Annotated in this window: 16 protein-coding genes and 1 pseudogene; 11 read left to right on the top strand and 6 right to left on the bottom strand. The window is 55.9% G+C overall.

Features of this window, described 5'->3' with window-relative positions; translation table 11 throughout:
• The first annotated feature begins 10 nt into the window (after positions 1–10).
• The 4 genes from HNR64_RS02270 (at position 11) to HNR64_RS02255 (ending at position 4567) form a co-directional block, all read left to right on the top strand.
• Entirely contained in the window at positions 11–2449 is a 2439-nt protein-coding gene (locus HNR64_RS02270; RefSeq protein ID WP_204994962.1) for a TonB-dependent receptor, read from the top strand.
• 33 nt (positions 2450–2482) lie between these two features.
• Positions 2483–3001 (top strand): ZrgA family zinc uptake protein, encoded by a 519-nt coding sequence (locus tag HNR64_RS02265; RefSeq protein ID WP_204994961.1) that lies wholly within the window; start codon positions 2483–2485, stop codon positions 2999–3001.
• 60 nt (positions 3002–3061) lie between these two features.
• Entirely contained in the window at positions 3062–3466 is a 405-nt protein-coding gene (locus HNR64_RS02260; protein WP_204994960.1) for a MerC domain-containing protein, read from the top strand.
• Positions 3467–3532: 66 nt separating this feature from the next.
• Positions 3533–4567 (top strand): CobW family GTP-binding protein, encoded by a 1035-nt coding sequence (locus HNR64_RS02255; protein ID WP_204994959.1) that lies wholly within the window; start codon positions 3533–3535, stop codon positions 4565–4567.
• On the opposite strand, the gene HNR64_RS17055 is transcribed toward HNR64_RS02255, so the two are convergent.
• Both HNR64_RS17055 and HNR64_RS17050 read right to left on the bottom strand, forming a co-directional pair.
• Positions 4555–4896, bottom strand: coding sequence for a DUF3299 domain-containing protein (locus tag HNR64_RS17055; protein ID WP_239547435.1), 342 nt, complete (start codon positions 4894–4896; stop codon positions 4555–4557). The two genes, HNR64_RS02255 and HNR64_RS17055, sit on opposite strands and share 13 nt — an antisense overlap.
• Positions 4871–5125, bottom strand: a complete 255-nt coding sequence (locus HNR64_RS17050) for a hypothetical protein (RefSeq protein ID WP_239547433.1) — start codon at positions 5123–5125, stop codon at positions 4871–4873. Before HNR64_RS17050 ends, HNR64_RS17055 begins: the two co-directional genes overlap by 26 nt.
• A 129-nt stretch (positions 5126–5254) precedes the next feature.
• Here HNR64_RS17050 and HNR64_RS02245 point away from each other — a divergent pair, with 129 nt between their 5' ends.
• Both HNR64_RS02245 and HNR64_RS02240 read left to right on the top strand, forming a co-directional pair.
• Positions 5255–5917, top strand: coding sequence for an ABC transporter ATP-binding protein (locus tag HNR64_RS02245; protein WP_288362856.1), 663 nt, complete (start codon positions 5255–5257; stop codon positions 5915–5917).
• A complete protein-coding gene (locus HNR64_RS02240) occupies positions 5917–7167 on the top strand; it encodes an ABC transporter permease (protein ID WP_204994957.1) in 1251 nt (416 codons plus the stop codon). The genes HNR64_RS02245 and HNR64_RS02240 overlap by 1 nt, the downstream gene beginning before the upstream one ends.
• An 18-nt stretch (positions 7168–7185) precedes the next feature.
• Here the strand turns inward: HNR64_RS02240 and HNR64_RS02235 are convergent, their stop codons facing one another.
• The 4 genes from HNR64_RS02235 to HNR64_RS17040 all read right to left on the bottom strand — a co-directional run bounded on the left by HNR64_RS02235 (position 7186) and on the right by HNR64_RS17040 (position 11001).
• The gene (locus HNR64_RS02235; protein WP_204994956.1) at positions 7186–7425 is read right to left on the bottom strand and encodes a DUF3955 domain-containing protein; all 240 of its coding nucleotides are present in this window, start codon (positions 7423–7425) and stop codon (positions 7186–7188) included.
• A 61-nt stretch (positions 7426–7486) separates the two neighbouring features.
• Positions 7487–8344, bottom strand: coding sequence for a TIGR03619 family F420-dependent LLM class oxidoreductase (locus HNR64_RS02230; RefSeq protein WP_204994955.1), 858 nt, complete (start codon positions 8342–8344; stop codon positions 7487–7489).
• A gap of 242 nt (positions 8345–8586) precedes the next feature.
• Positions 8587–10215: a TonB-dependent receptor gene (locus tag HNR64_RS17045; protein ID WP_338061803.1), complete on the bottom strand. Its 1629-nt coding sequence runs from the start codon at positions 10213–10215 to the stop codon at positions 8587–8589.
• Positions 10216–10245: 30 nt separating this feature from the next.
• Positions 10246–11001 carry a TonB-dependent receptor gene (locus HNR64_RS17040; protein ID WP_288362849.1) on the bottom strand — a complete coding sequence of 252 codons (756 nt, stop codon included), beginning with the start codon at positions 10999–11001 and terminating at the stop codon, positions 10246–10248.
• Between the two features lie 417 nt (positions 11002–11418).
• Here HNR64_RS17040 and HNR64_RS17035 point away from each other — a divergent pair.
• The 5 genes and pseudogenes from HNR64_RS17035 to arsB all read left to right on the top strand — a co-directional run.
• Positions 11419–11820 (top strand): annotated as a pseudogene (locus HNR64_RS17035) (arsenate reductase ArsC); the annotation flags it as partial.
• Between the two features lie 99 nt (positions 11821–11919).
• A complete protein-coding gene (locus HNR64_RS17030; RefSeq protein WP_239547535.1) occupies positions 11920–12180 on the top strand; it encodes a metalloregulator ArsR/SmtB family transcription factor in 261 nt (86 codons plus the stop codon).
• 16 nt (positions 12181–12196) lie between these two features.
• Positions 12197–12661: an arsenate reductase ArsC gene (locus HNR64_RS02215; protein ID WP_204994954.1), complete on the top strand. Its 465-nt coding sequence runs from the start codon at positions 12197–12199 to the stop codon at positions 12659–12661.
• On the top strand, positions 12661–13380 hold the full coding sequence (gene arsH, locus HNR64_RS02210; RefSeq protein WP_204994953.1) for an arsenical resistance protein ArsH: 720 nt from the start codon (positions 12661–12663) through the stop codon (positions 13378–13380). The genes HNR64_RS02215 and arsH overlap by 1 nt, the downstream gene beginning before the upstream one ends.
• 33 nt (positions 13381–13413) lie before the next feature.
• Positions 13414–14433 carry an ACR3 family arsenite efflux transporter gene (arsB, locus tag HNR64_RS02205; RefSeq protein ID WP_204994952.1) on the top strand — a complete coding sequence of 340 codons (1020 nt, stop codon included), beginning with the start codon at positions 13414–13416 and terminating at the stop codon, positions 14431–14433.
• The last annotated feature ends 30 nt before the right edge of the window (positions 14434–14463 follow it).

Genomic DNA, 14463 nt, shown 5'->3' with positions numbered 1-14463 from the left:
GGAGCGGACAATGAAAGTAGTTTTGGGGCACTGCGCCCTGATCGGCATTTCGGGGCTGGCGCTATCCAGTGCCGCTCATGCGTTGACCGGCCAGGTCAGCGATACCCAAGGTAAACCCGTCTACGGGGCAACCATTGAAGCAGTGGGTAGCAAACAAACCGCCAGCACGTCTGCCGATGGTCGCTTCAACCTCGATACCGGCGCGGAACTGCCTGAAGAGATTCACATCAGCGCGCCTGGCTTTAGCCACCAGACACTGCACCTGGATGCCGGCAGCGACAAGCTGAGCATCACCCTGCGTCGCTCACCCATTGAGCAGGTTGATGTTGTGGGTTTGCCACTGCACATCTCGGTAATGGAATCGGCTCAGCCGGTTACCGTTGTCAGCGGCGAAGAACTTCGCCGTAAGCAGGCATCCACCCTCGGCGAAACGCTGAAAAACGAAGTGGGTGTTCACTCCAGCTACTTCGGCCCGGTATCCAGCACCCCGATTATTCGCGGCCTTAACGGCCCACGGGTGTTGATCACCCAAAACAGCCTGGATGTCAGCGATGCATCCCGGGTTGGCCCGGACCACGTGGTTGCCACCGAAGCGATGACCGCCCAGCAAATTGAAATTCTGCGCGGCCCTGCCACCCTGTTTTACGGCTCTGGCGCCATTGGCGGTGTCGTCAACATCGTCGATGACCGCGTGCCCTCCTCCAGCGAGCCCACTGGCGCATTCTCGATTGGCCACAATACGGTCGCCGACGAAAACGAAGCGTCTCTGGCCTTTACCGGCGGCAATGAGTTCTTCGCCTTTCATGTTGATGGCTTCTGCCGCGAGGGTAACGACTACGAGATTCCCGGCATCGCTGTTCTGGAAACCGAAGAAGAACACGAGGAAGAAGGTCACGAGGAGCACCGCGAGGGTGTACTTGAAGACAGCGCATCAGAGAGCGAGGGCTTCAATATTGGCGGTAGCTTACTGCTGGACAACGGCTACGTGGGTGTTTCCTATGGCCGCCTTGAGCGCCTGAATGGCGTACCCGGCCACAGTCATGGCGAGCACGAAGAGGAAGGCCATGAAGACGCTCACGAAGACGAGCACCATGACGAAGAGCACCACGACGATGAAGGTGTGCTCTCCGACCTTACACAAGATCGCTGGCAGTTGATCAGCGAGCTGTCGCTGGACAACGCGCTGCTGAGCGGTATTAACACCCGCCTTGGTTACACCGACTACGAGCACGCTGAAATTGAAGGCGGCGAAACCGGCACCGTGTTTAAAAACGAAACACTGCAAGCCCGCATTGATTTACTGCTGCAGGAATTTTCCGGCTGGAAAGGCGCGCTGTCATTTGAAGCAAAAAGCACTGACTTCGAAGCGATTGGCGAGGAAGCCTTTACGCCACCGAGCCGCACCGAAAGCTTTGCCATTGCCGTGATGCAAGAAAAACATGTCGGCAATTTCCTCTGGCAACTGGGTGCACGCGTCGAGAAAGTCAGCATTGAAGCCGACCCCATTGAATGGGAGGAGCACCACCACGGCGAAGAGGCAATGGAAGAAGAAGAGCATGACCACGAGTTACTGCACTTCGACGACCTCGACTTCACGCCCTACAGTGTTTCCGCTGGCGTAGTGTGGGACTTCGCACCTGACTACAACGCCGGTATCTCGCTTACCCATGCCCAGCGCGCGCCGAGTGCTGCGGAGTTGTTTTCCTACGGCCCGCACATAGCCACCGGCAATTTTGAAGTCGGCGCCCTGCTGCGTTTACACGAAGGCGACGATCCGCACTTCCACTACCTAAACGATGTGGAAGAAGAAACCTCAAACAACATTGACCTAAGCCTTCGCAAACACACCGGCAATGTCGCCTGGGTGCTGAATGTGTTCTACAACGAAGTGGATAACTTTTATTGCGAGCGCAATACCGGCCTAAGCAGCGAAGATATTGAAGGCCATGAGCATGACGAGCACGACGCCGGCGCAGAGGAAGAGCACGCGCACAGGGAGCTACCCCTTTACGTATTTGAACAGGCCGATGCCACACTGTACGGCATGGAAGCTCAGCTAGCATGGCAACTCGCGTCACCCTTTAAACTGAGCCTGTGGGCGGACCGCACCTGGGGTGAACTCGACGACGGCGGTGACCTGCCCCGCATTCCGCCCGCGCGACTAGGCAGCCAGTTGGCTTACAGCAGCAATGGCTGGGATGCAGAGATCAGCGCCACGCGTTATCTGGAACAAGACCAAGTGGCCGAGCTGGAAACCGTTACCGGCGCCTACACCATGATCGATGCGGAGCTCGCCTATACCTTTGCGGTATACCCCGGCGACGTCACTGTCTACGTGAAGGGCAGCAACCTGACTGATGAAGAAGCGCGCGTGCACTCCTCCTTCCTGAAGGATCGCGCACCACTGCCAGGCCGCGGCTTTAGCCTCGGCGTTCGGGGTAGCTTCTAAGTGAGGCCGGCGGGCTCCCGGTTAGCAACACGCGTGGCGAGATACACCGCGTATCTCGCCATTGTGGCCTGCGCCCTAGCGGGTAGCCCGCTGCATGCACAACATCACCATGCCCACGTTCACGGCGTGGCGGAACTGCAACTACTACAAGATGGCGAAATGCTGAGCATTGAGCTGCGCTCGCCAGCGCTGAACATCTTAGGATTTGAACACCCGGTAGAGCACGCCGACTATTTGCAGGCCGCCGAGCAAGCGCGGGCAAAACTGTCTGACGGCGGTTCACTTTTTCGCTTAGAAGGCGGGACTTGCCAACTCACAACGGTGTCGATCGACATCGCGGGCTCGTCAAACGACAGCGCCCATCAGCGTCACAACGATGTTGTCGCAAGCTATGGATATCAGTGCAAGCGCGCCGAGACATTGCAGTCGCTTTCTACCAGCATCCAACGCGTCTTTCCCAGCATACATTCGCTGAACGCTCAGTGGGTACTGAATCATCGTCAGGGAGCGGCCAACATAAACCACAACCAACAACACATTATATTTAAGTAACCCCACCTACGATGTGGCGAGGGAATACGAAATACCTCTACCCGTGATTTTGGAGACCATGTGAAGACACCCGCTGCCAGCTTGGATAAAACGGCCATTGGCCTTTCTTTATTTTGCGCCATACATTGCCTGTTATTACCTGTAGCACTGGTCATGGCACCAACGCTGGCTGCCTCCGGTTTTGCCAGCGAAGCCTTCCACCAATGGCTACTTATCGCCGTGTTGCCGATCAGTGTGGTGGCGCTTGGCCTTGGCTGCCGTCGGCATCACAATTTCAGCACCTTGCGCTGGGGTATTCCCGACTTGTTGATTCTTTCCTTCACCGCGCTGTGGGGCCACGACCTACTGGGCGAAACTGGGGAAAAACTGGCGTCGCTACTGGGCGCGTCACTTATTGCTGTCGGGCACTGGATAAATCATCGACTCTGCCAGCAACTGAACTGCCCCTGCGGCAATGAACGTTAATTCGAAAAATGCTGCGGTCGGTCTTTGTAGCGACGGCGCGACGACAACCCGCCATAAAGGTATGTAATGAGTTCCCGCAAAGAAAAACTGAGCGCCATCCCCACGAATGTCATTACTGGCTTTCTCGGCGTGGGCAAGTCCACCGCCATTCTTCATTTGCTTAAGCAAAAACCCGCCGATGAACGCTGGGCGGTGCTAGTCAATGAATTTGGTGAAATCGGTATCGACGGCAGTGTATTAGGCGGCCGCGAGTCGGAGGACTCCGGTGTATTCATCAGCGAAGTACCCGGCGGCTGCATGTGTTGTGCAGCGGGGCTGCCCATGCAGATCGCGATGAATCGACTGCTGTCCCGCTCTCGGCCCCATCGACTCATTATCGAGCCCACCGGCCTCGGCCACCCCAAAGAGGTGTTGGCGGTGTTGTCTGCCGACCACTACAAAGACCTGCTCGATCTTCGCGCCACCGTTACCCTGGTAGATGCGCGCAAAGTCAGTGATGAGCGCTACACCCAGCACCCGACATTTTTACAGCAATTAGCGATTGCCGACGTGATTGTTGCCAACAAGGCCGACCAATACGAGGCAAAGGACTTTCCTGCCCTGTTGAGCTTTCTTGAAGCAGACATCGGACTGGACGCGAAGTCAGTCTTTCAAGTTACCCACGGGCAATTGGCGCTGGAGTGGTTGGCAGCGCCGGCCCCCGAACATCAGCTCCCTCATCACCATCACCACCATGAAACCGAAGCGGCGGTTATCGATCCGGAGATACCCGAGGCGGGCTATCTCAGTATCGACAATCAGGGCGAGGGCTTCTTTAGTCGCGGCTGGATATTCAAGCCGGAGTGGACCTTCAACAGTCAGCAGCTTTATGACCTGCTGCTGGGTATTAACGCGGAGCGCCTAAAAGGCGTGTTTATTACTGACCGAGGTATCACCGCCTACAACAAAGCCGACGGCGTGCTAACAGAGGTGTCGCTTGATGAATGTATGGACAGCCGCGTGGAGTGCATTAGCGCCGACCCAGCCGTATTTGAGGGCATGGAAGCCGCGCTGTTGAACTGCGTTATTGAGCAGGCCCCGTCAACGCTTTACTCGGTATAGGGCGCCACCCTTTCGACCTTTATCGAGTAAGCGGATGTGGCGGTGTCGTTTTCGGTGAGGCTGGTCGTCAGCACGCCGGAGATCCAATACGGATCGTAAAGCGACTCCAGGACAAAGCCCTTGTCGTATTCGGCGTAGATAATTTGATTCGGCGGGGGCGGCGGCACGTGAATACAGGCGCCAAAATACGGGACTAAGAAAAAGCGCGTTACGTGTTTTTCTGTGGCGCCAAATTCAAGTGGCACGATAAACCCCGGCACCCGCAGTGACTGGCCATCAAATTCGGGCCGGACCCTGGTCGAACTAAGCGCGCTGATAAGCACTGTCATTCGCCTGCTTAACCGCTGAATACACTTGGCTGGCAATCCGGTCTTCCTCAGAGCCGTCTTCAATCTCGTTGAGGTACTCCGGCGGGTTTAGCAACGCTTCCAGATCGTCCGCTGGCATGAGATCCGTCCACTCGATGGTGCGGTAGTCCTTCGCCAGGGCGGCGTTGGGCGCCAACAAGCCAGGCAGCAGCACTACCGCCGCGAGCATCTTTATCAGTGTGTTTATCAAAGTAACTCCGAAGCTCGGCCCCGGCCGCGCAGTGCGCCGCAACCGCAGGCCTATGTGGCGAGATATCTCACAAAAGAAATGTTATATCATAGTTTGCCAAACGATCAGAACCGGTGTCAGGCCTTGCTCGTGACGATTGACGATCTGCGTTTTCACTACCGCGCCGATCACACCGCCATTCTTAATATTCCTCACTGGCAGCTCGCCAGCGGTGAGCAGGTGTTCCTGCACGGCCCCTCCGGTACCGGCAAATCGACCCTGCTAAACCTGATCGCCGGGGTATTATTGCCGAGCCAGGGCCGCATCGAGATACTCGGTAACAACACCGCACAGCTTAGTGGCCGCCAACGCGATACGCTGCGCGCCAAACATATCGGCGTGGTCTTTCAACAGTTTAATCTCATCCCCTTTCTTAGCGCGGTAGACAATATCAAGCTCGCCGGGCATTTTGCCGGCAACAAAAACACCACCGCCCGCACCAAAGCGTTGCTGTCCGCACTGGGTTTGGCGGAGTCCGATCAGCACCGCGCCACGGGCCGCCTGAGTATTGGTCAGCAACAACGCATTGCCATAGCGCGGGCGCTAATCAATCAGCCCGAGCTATTAATTGTGGACGAGCCCACCTCGGCGCTGGATAAAAAAAATGCCGATAAGTTTATGGGGCTATTAATGGAGCAGTTGAGCGAGGGCAATACCGCGCTGATTTTTGTCAGTCACGACCCGCGTTTGGCCAAATCCTTTGATCGCGTGGAGTCACTGCTCGATATTAACCGCGCCGAGGTTGCACTGTAATGCTAGTACGCCTCGCCATCGCCAGTTTGTGGAATCGCAAAGGGTCAGCCCTGCTCACTCTGCTGGCCATCGCCGTTAGCGTATTCGTATTGCTAGGAGTCGAGCTGGTGCGCGGCCAAGCGAAAAGCAGCTTTTATAATACGGTTTCCGGCATTGACCTTATCGTGGGTGCGCGCACCGGCGACATCAACCTTCTTCTTTACTCGGTGTTTCACCTTGGCAACGCCACCAACAATATTTCCTGGGAAAGCTATCGGCAGATCGCCGACAAGCCCGAAGTGGCCTGGACCATTCCCATCGCCCTGGGCGACTCGCACAAAGGCTACCGAGTTATGGGCACCAGCAGCGACTATTTTCAGCACTTTCGCTACGGCCAAAAACAGCCGCTGGCTTTTGCAAAAGGCAGTGCCTTCGCCGACACCTTCGACCTGGTGTTAGGCAGCGAAGTCGCCAAAACATTGGGCTACACGCTTGGCGACGAGGTTGTTCTGGCCCACGGCCTGGGTCGCACCAGTTTCAGCAAACACAGCGACAAGCCCTTTACCGTCGTGGGCATTCTCAATGCCACCGGCACCCCCGTCGACCAAACGCTGACCGTTAGCCTCGAAGGGATCGAAGCGATTCATCTGGGCTGGCAAAACGGTGTTCAATTGCCCCGCCACCTGAGTGCACAGCAATCACCGCAGCATGTTGACCTTACCCCCGAGAGCATCACCGCCTTTATGGTAGGGCTGCAATCTAAAATGGCCACCTTCTCGCTACAGCGACAAATTAACGGCTTTCAGGCAGAGCCACTGCTGGCCATTTTGCCCGGGGTAACCCTCAGCCAGCTCTGGCAGTTAATGTCGGTGATGGAAAATACCCTGCGGCTGATTTCCGCGCTGGTGTTTTTTGCTGCGCTGCTTGGCCTGGCGGCGATGCTGCTTGCCAGCATTCGCGAGCGCCAGCAGGAAATTGCCGTTATGCGCGCTATTGGCGCGCCGCCGTGGTTTTTACTGCTATTAATTGAAGGCGAGGCCACGCTGATTGCGCTGAGCGGTTTTGTCCTGGCGAGCGGCGCGTTGACGGCGACTACCGCGCTCGGCGCGCCGCTACTGGCAGAGAAATTCAGTTTGTTTATCGACTATGCGCTGCTGGCAAAACCCGCCGCGATCGTATTGGCGCTACTACTAGTAAGCACCGCCGTTATTGCGCTGATTCCCGGCATCAGTGCCTATCGCCGCGCCCTGCACCAGCAGCTGTGCCGCTAGTGCTCAGCCAATACCAAATCATTTACTTGGCTTGTTTTGACGTCGACTGCGGCGCCGCACCGTGTTGATTACTAAGCACACCGTCCAACACAGTGCGGCAGTGGCAAACAGGTAGCCGAGGGGAATCAGGCCAAAGGGTTCGCGAAGAACACCCTGCTCATCCACATAGGAGCCAATTTGCTGAAAACCCAGCATACAGAACAGCGCGGCCAGCCATAAAATAACGGGGCCACACCAGGGTCGGCGGAACAAGGTCATGGCGGCTCTCTCTGGTGTTTGAATTACGACACCCGTCGAGCCGCGGCGTTCCGCCTGGGGTTTATAGCTGCGGAATAATCTTTGAGAACTTGCTGATCATCGGCATAACAATTTCGGGCTTGTTCCAGTTTTCCATGCCCACACCGATGTTCACGCGGCTGATGCCCATATCGCGATAGCGCTTGAGCAGGTCGACGCTAAGCTCGCCCATGGCCACCATAGTGATGTCTATTTGGTCGGGATCGCGACCGTTGTCGCGCACGGCTTGGCGAAATTGGGCAATACCCTCACCGACATCGGGCATCACTACATCCACCGGCATCCAGCCATCGGCCCATTCGGCAGCGTGTTTAATGCCCAGCGGCCCCATCGCACCGAACAGAAACTTCGGGCCGCCCGCCTGCACGGGCTTGGGCTCAAACCACACGGGATCGAAGTCGATCATGTCGCCGTGAAATTCCGGCGCAGGGTCGCGAAACAAGGCGCGTGTCGCTTGAACGGTTTCGCGCAAGCCGCTGTAGCGTTTTTTCCAGGGCAGTGAGGTGGCGTTGGTAAATTCCTCTTCATTCCAACCAACCCCGGTGCCAATAATCACACGGCCACCCGACAACCTATCCAGGGTGGCAATGGTTTTGGCCTGGGAGAGCAATTCGCGCTCCATAAGTAAGGCGATGCCGGTACCCAGCTTTAGCGTTGTGGTCGCTGAAGCGGCTTCCATTAAGGAAATATAGGGGTCCATCATTTCTTTGTAGGGTTCGGGCAATTCACCACCGGGCGGATAGGGCGTTTTCCGCGACATGGGAATATGACTGTGCTCGCCATACCAAAGGGAGTCAAAGCCGGCATCTTCCACAATGCGCGCCAGCTCCGCTGGGCGTTGGTCGTGCACGGTGTTCATTGAGGTAAAGCCTAGTTGCATCGCAATTCTCCATTATTATTTGGCGCAGCTATTATTGAGAGCTCGGTTATGGGCGGCCATTCCTGATCTGCTTACGGCACTGTATTTTCGATGGTGAAGACCGTCAAACCTTTAACGGCCGTGCGGCGCCTAAATACGCCTGGGGCGCAGATTTTTAAACTGCCACCGCGGCGATGCACGCGCGCGTTTCACCCAGGCATAAAAAAGCCGCCCGTAGGCGGCGAAGGGTGATGGGTGGGAGATTAGTAGCGGTAAATCAGGTCGAGGCCGTAGCTGCGTGGCTCGCCCCACAATACCGAGCGGTCGGATTGCGGCTGATTGTCGATGGCAGTAATCGCGTACTCCTCGTCGGTGAGGTTTTTACCCCAGGCTGCAACACTGAGGTTGCCACCCGCAAAGGGCATGTCGCTCACACCGAAGCGCGCATTCCACACACCGTAGGCTTCCAGGCGCGTGTTTTTCACATTTTCTGCCCGCGAGCCGCCGTTGCGCTCATCCATGTAGTTGTAGCTCAGGTTCAACGAGGTACGGCCCCAGTCGGCATCGGCCAGTGTCCAATCCGCCGCTGCGGTATAGGACTGCTCAGGCGCAGCAAAGAATACAAATTCGTCGCTGACATCCTTGCCAGACACGTCTTCAGCTTTTGTGACCTCGGCATCCAGGTAGGCGTAGCTGAGCATCAGCAGCAGATTGCGCGTTGCCATGAAGGTGATATCAGCCTCAAAGCCCTGCATTTCCGCTTCACCCGCGTTGGTGATTTTGGTGTCCGCCACGGTGCCCGCCAGAATAAAGTTCAGCTGCATATCGCTGTACACACTGCGGAAGATGTCGGCGTTGATCCGCAGGCGGCGATCCATCAGCTCGCTCTTAATACCCAGCTCCATGGAGCGCACTTTTTCTTCATCAAAGCCTTCAGCAAAACCAAAGCCGTAATTCACGCCATCACTGGCCGGCCCCTGGTTACCGTCGCGCTGTGGGTCACGAGTGTTAAAGCCGCCGCTCTTATAGGCCTCGTTGATTTTGCCGTAGATATTCACGGTGTCGCTCAGGTCATACTCGGCCACAAAGCTGAAGGAGTTATCGGTGAAATCCTTCTCCGCTTTTACGTCGTCGAACTGACGAGATGGGTCGGTTTGGTCAATAGTGCCCCAGGGCAAATCCATTACCAGACCGTATAGCTCGACAATATTCAGGTCGGTCTGATTCTTAACCGCGGCGCGCTTGTCACGGGAGTGGCGCGCACCGAAGGTCAGGTGCAGGCGGTCTTCCATGATGGCCGGTGTCCAGGTGGCCTGGCCAAACAACGCCAGCGCTTCGTTGTCGATCTCGTAATGCTGCGACAGCAAGTTAACCGCATGGGTACGGAAAGGCACACCGGGCACACGCGCATCAGCGCTGAGCTGGTGGTGAAGAGGTGAGTTATCCTCAATGGCCGACTCGCTAAAGTAATAAGCGCCGGTCAAAAACTCTACACGGCCATCGGCCGCATCGCCGCTAAATTGCAGCTCGTGGGAGCGCTGGCGCTGGGTAACCAGCGGTTTTACCAGATCAGTTGGGCCACCGTTTACTTTATCGGTTGCCTGGCCATCGTAGCCGTGGCTGTCCAAACGGAATTCCGTAGAACCCGCACCGCCACCCAAGTCAGCGTAGGAGGAGTCACTCAGCTCGCGGTAGGCCCCGATATACTTAAACTCGCCAGCGTCAAAGTTCGCCGTCAGCGTAATGGCATGGCCGGTAATTTCAGTATTGGATTCTTCCAGCGGCATACCGGTTGCCAGCGAGTCCAACCGTTTCTTACTGAATACGCTTTGCTCAGCGGCGTGTTCTTTAATCGGCTCGGCCTGCCCCTTATTACCCAGAGGCGGTGTCACCGACTGATACATGGAGTTGTAGTAATCCAGCTAGGAGTGGTCGTAGGCGTAGTCCAGAGTCAGACTGTCGTTGATATCCCAGCGCACATCCATGCGGTAGCCTTGGACTTCGCGATCGCCAAAATCGCCACCCGGCCCGGTGTTTTCCACAAAGCCATCTTGCTCGGTATGCAGGAAGGCCAGCTTCGCTGCTAGGGTATCGGTGATCGGAATATTGGCAGAGGTTTTCGAGGTAAGCAGGTAGCGGTCGCCCACTGTGAATTTTTGCTCGAATTCGAAGGCTTCAGTATTTGGTCGCTTGCTAACCAGGTTGATGGCGCCACCGGTCGTGTTGCGGCCATAGAGTGTGCCCTGTGGGCCACGCAAAATCTCGATGCGCTCCAGGTCGGCAACGTCCAGCGCAGTGCCTGTAGAACGGGCGATGTACACACCGTCCATGTAGATGCCCACCGGCGGGTCTTGGGTGATTTGCGCGTCGGAAATACCAATACCACGGATAAAAATACGCAGGGTCGCATTGTTAATGGGGAAGGGTTCAATACTCATGCTCGGCACATTGGCACCGATATCAGCAAGGCTGTTGATGCCCTTGTTTTCCAGTGCTTGTTGGCCAAACGCAGTCAGCGAAATGGGTGCATCTTGCAGTGACTCCGCTTTTTTCTGCGCGGTGACAACAACCTCTTCCAATGCGTAACGCTGGGTGTCGCCGGGTTGTGCCATGGCCATTGGCGCGGCCAGCAATGCCACTAGCGACAGCCACCCCTTATCATTTTCGTTAGATTTCACTTTCACTCTCCCTGCCAGTATTTTGTCAGTGGGTTGTTAAACTTCTAATTTTTATGGATTTTTGCTTTTTCAGCGGCGCACAAGTTAATAATCTGTAACCCCTAATGGGATACGTAGTCACCGCAGCGATAATAAAAATGCTGAGTAATAGCAGGCGCTAACAATCGTGAACTAGTGCGAAATGGCTGGCTTTTATCACGAAAAATCGAGTTACTGCTCTGTAACCGAGTCGTACTCCGCAACAAGAAAACACTTCAGTTAAGGCGAGTTCATTAAAAATATTTTTGCCTAGCTTCGACTGGTTCAACTATTCAACTCTCATTTACCCCTCCCTGAACCAAAATCTGATACAAAAATCTGGCAGGCTATATTTCAAAAACTACATATATGGAAATTCATATATATTGCTGATAGCATATGAATCACGTCATTTCTCAGCTTGAGATCACCATGAAAGTACTCTTTCTGTGCACGGGCAATTCCGTGCGCTCGCAAATGGCCGAAGCGGTGCTTCGCCACCAGGCAGTCGAAGGCATAGAGGTCTTTAGTGCTGGCACTGCGCCGCAGGCCATCGACCCGAGAACCCTATCCACCCTCGCCGACGCCGGGGTGTCCACGGCTGGGCTGTCGTCAAAGCCGGTCGAGGACTTTGCCGATCAGCATTTTGACTATGTCATTACGCTCTGCGACAAGGCGCACAATGCCTGTCAGCAGTGGCCGGGGGCTGGGGTTGTTATGGCGTGGGATTTTCCAGACCCGAAAGCCAGCGACCAACCCCAGGCCTTCGCTCACACCCTGCAGGAGATCAGCGAACGCATTCGGCTGTTTCTACTGGTGAACAGCAAAACGGTCAGCACACCGCCGCTCAGCCCTGTGGACTTTTTTAAGGCCTTGGCGGATGACACCCGTTTGCTGTCAATGCTGTTAATTACCGAGCGCGGCGAGCTCTGCGTGTGCGATCTGATGGAAGCGCTTAACGAGTCGCAACCCAAGATCTCCCGCCATCTCGCGCAGCTGCGAAAGCGCGGCATTCTTCAGGACCGTCGGCAGGGGCAGTGGGTGTACTACCAACTTCATCCAGCGCTGCCTGAGTGGGCCCACGACATACTCAAGGTCACCCTTAGCAACAACGCCAACTACCTTAAAAGCCGCCTGGAAGAGCTGTCTTCCCAGTGTTAATTGCCACGAGGCTACTATGAAGATTTTATATATCTGCACCCACAACCGCTGTCGCAGCATCCTCTCTGAAGCGATCACTCGCCACCTTGCCAGCGACCTTATCGAGGCGCGCAGTGCCGGCAGCCAGCCAGCTGGTGAAGTGCACCCCACCTCACTAAAAGCCCTGCGCGCCGCCGGTATTGATACCAGCGGCCTACAAAGCCAGTCATGGAACGAGCTGGAGAGCTTTGCCCCCGACCTGGTGGTTACCGTTTGCGATTCGGCCGCTGGCGAGTCCTGCCCGCTGTGGTTCGGCAAGGCACTGAAAGTGCACTGGGGCCTGGAAGACCCGTCGAAACTGACCGGCACAGAGGAAGAGATCGACGCGGCATTCCGCGCCTGCATTGCGCTGATCAGTGAGCGTGTCACGGCGTTAAAAACCATTGCCACCCTCGACAAATCTGAATGGACTGCCGCGCTGGCAGACCTGGGAGCAAAGTAATGAGTCTTGATGATATGTCTCTGCCCAATGTGGATAACAGCCAGTTCGCCAGCCCGAGCACAGCACAATTTAACGCGAACTATTCCGGCCACAAGCCGCGCTTTCTTCTGCTGTACGGCTCGCTGCGCGAGCGCTCCTTTAGCCGCTTAGTGGTCGAAGAATGCGCGCGACTGCTTAGCCATATGGGCGGCGAAGTGCGTATCTTCAACCCCGAGGGCCTGCCACTGCCTGACGGCGCTGACGAGAATCATCCCAAGGTAAAAGAATTGCGTGAACTGGCCATCTGGTCGGAAGGGCAGGTGTGGTGCTCTCCCGAACGCCACGGCGCGATGACCGGCATTATGAAGGCGCAGATCGACTGGATCCCCCTGTCGCAGGGCGCAGTGCGGCCCACCCAAGGTAAAACCCTGGCGGTGATGCAGGTGGAAGGTGGCTCCCAGTCTTTTAATGTGGTGAATCAACTGCGGGTACTGGGCCGCTGGATGCGGATGATCACCATCCCCAACCAGTCGTCGGTGGCCAAGGCCTTTCTCGAGTTTGACGACAATAACCGCATGAAGCCTTCCAGCTATTACAACCGCATTGTGGATGTCATGGAGGAACTGATGAAGTTCACCCTGCTCACCCGCGATAACAGCGACTACCTGGTCGACCGCTATTCCGAGCGCGTGGAAAGCGCCGAAAAATTAATGGAACGCGTTAACCAACGCTCTATTTAAGCCGCAATTAAGCTGTAATCAAGAGAGAAAACCATGGGACTTTTTGAGCGCTATCTTTCGCTTTGGGTTGGGCTGTGTATCGCGGCCGGTGTTGTACTGGGCAATACCATCCCCGGGGTATTTGCACAGGTTGCCGCCCTGGAGCTTGCCCACGTTAACCTGGTGGTGGCGGTGCTGATCTGGCTGATGATCTATCCGATGATGATTCAGATCGACTTCGCCTCGCTAAAAGACGTGGGTAAAAAACCCAAGGGGCTGCTGCTAACACTCACCGTTAACTGGCTTATCAAGCCCTTTACCATGGCTATGCTGGGCTGGCTGTTTTTCAAGGTGATATTCGCCGACTGGGTAGACCCGCAATCTGCTGGCGAGTATATCGCCGGGATGATTTTACTCGGCGTTGCACCCTGCACCGCGATGGTATTTGTATGGAGCCAACTCACAAAAGGGGATGCCAACTACACCCTGGTCCAGGTGTCGATCAACGACATTATTATGATCTTCGCTTTCGCGCCGATTACTGCGTTTTTACTTGGCATTAGCGATATTCAAGTGCCCTGGGAAACACTGCTGCTTTCGGTGGTGCTGTATGTGGTACTGCCGCTGATCGCCGGCGCCATTACCCGTCACCGCCTGGACAGCGCTAACGACCACAGCCGCCTGAATAACTTTGTTGCCACACTGAAACCCTGGTCGATTATCGGCTTGCTGGCAACCGTGGTGCTGCTGTTTGGTTTTCAGGCAGAAACCATTATCGCCAAACCTATGGTGATCGCATTAATCGCTGTTCCCCTGCTCATACAAACCTACGGCATCTTTGCCATCGCCTACTTTGCCGCCAGGCAATTAAAGTTGCCGCACAATGTCGCCGCTCCCGCTTGCATGATTGGCACCTCCAACTTTTTCGAGTTGGCAGTGGCCGTGGCGATCTCGCTGTTTGGCCTGCATTCCGGTGCCGCCCTCGCCACAGTGGTTGGGGTGTTAGTAGAAGTACCGGTAATGCTGTCGCTAGTGTGGTTTGCGAATCGCACGCGCCACTGGTTTGCGCACTAAGACGACGCGCCTAGCTTGCTGAAAAAGCGT

It is taken from the genome of Spongiibacter marinus, from assembly GCF_016906995.1.
Lineage (GTDB): Bacteria > Pseudomonadota > Gammaproteobacteria > Pseudomonadales > Spongiibacteraceae > Spongiibacter > Spongiibacter marinus.
The sequence above is the reverse complement of the archived record's forward strand: the minus strand, read 5'-3'. Positions and strand labels throughout refer to the sequence as shown.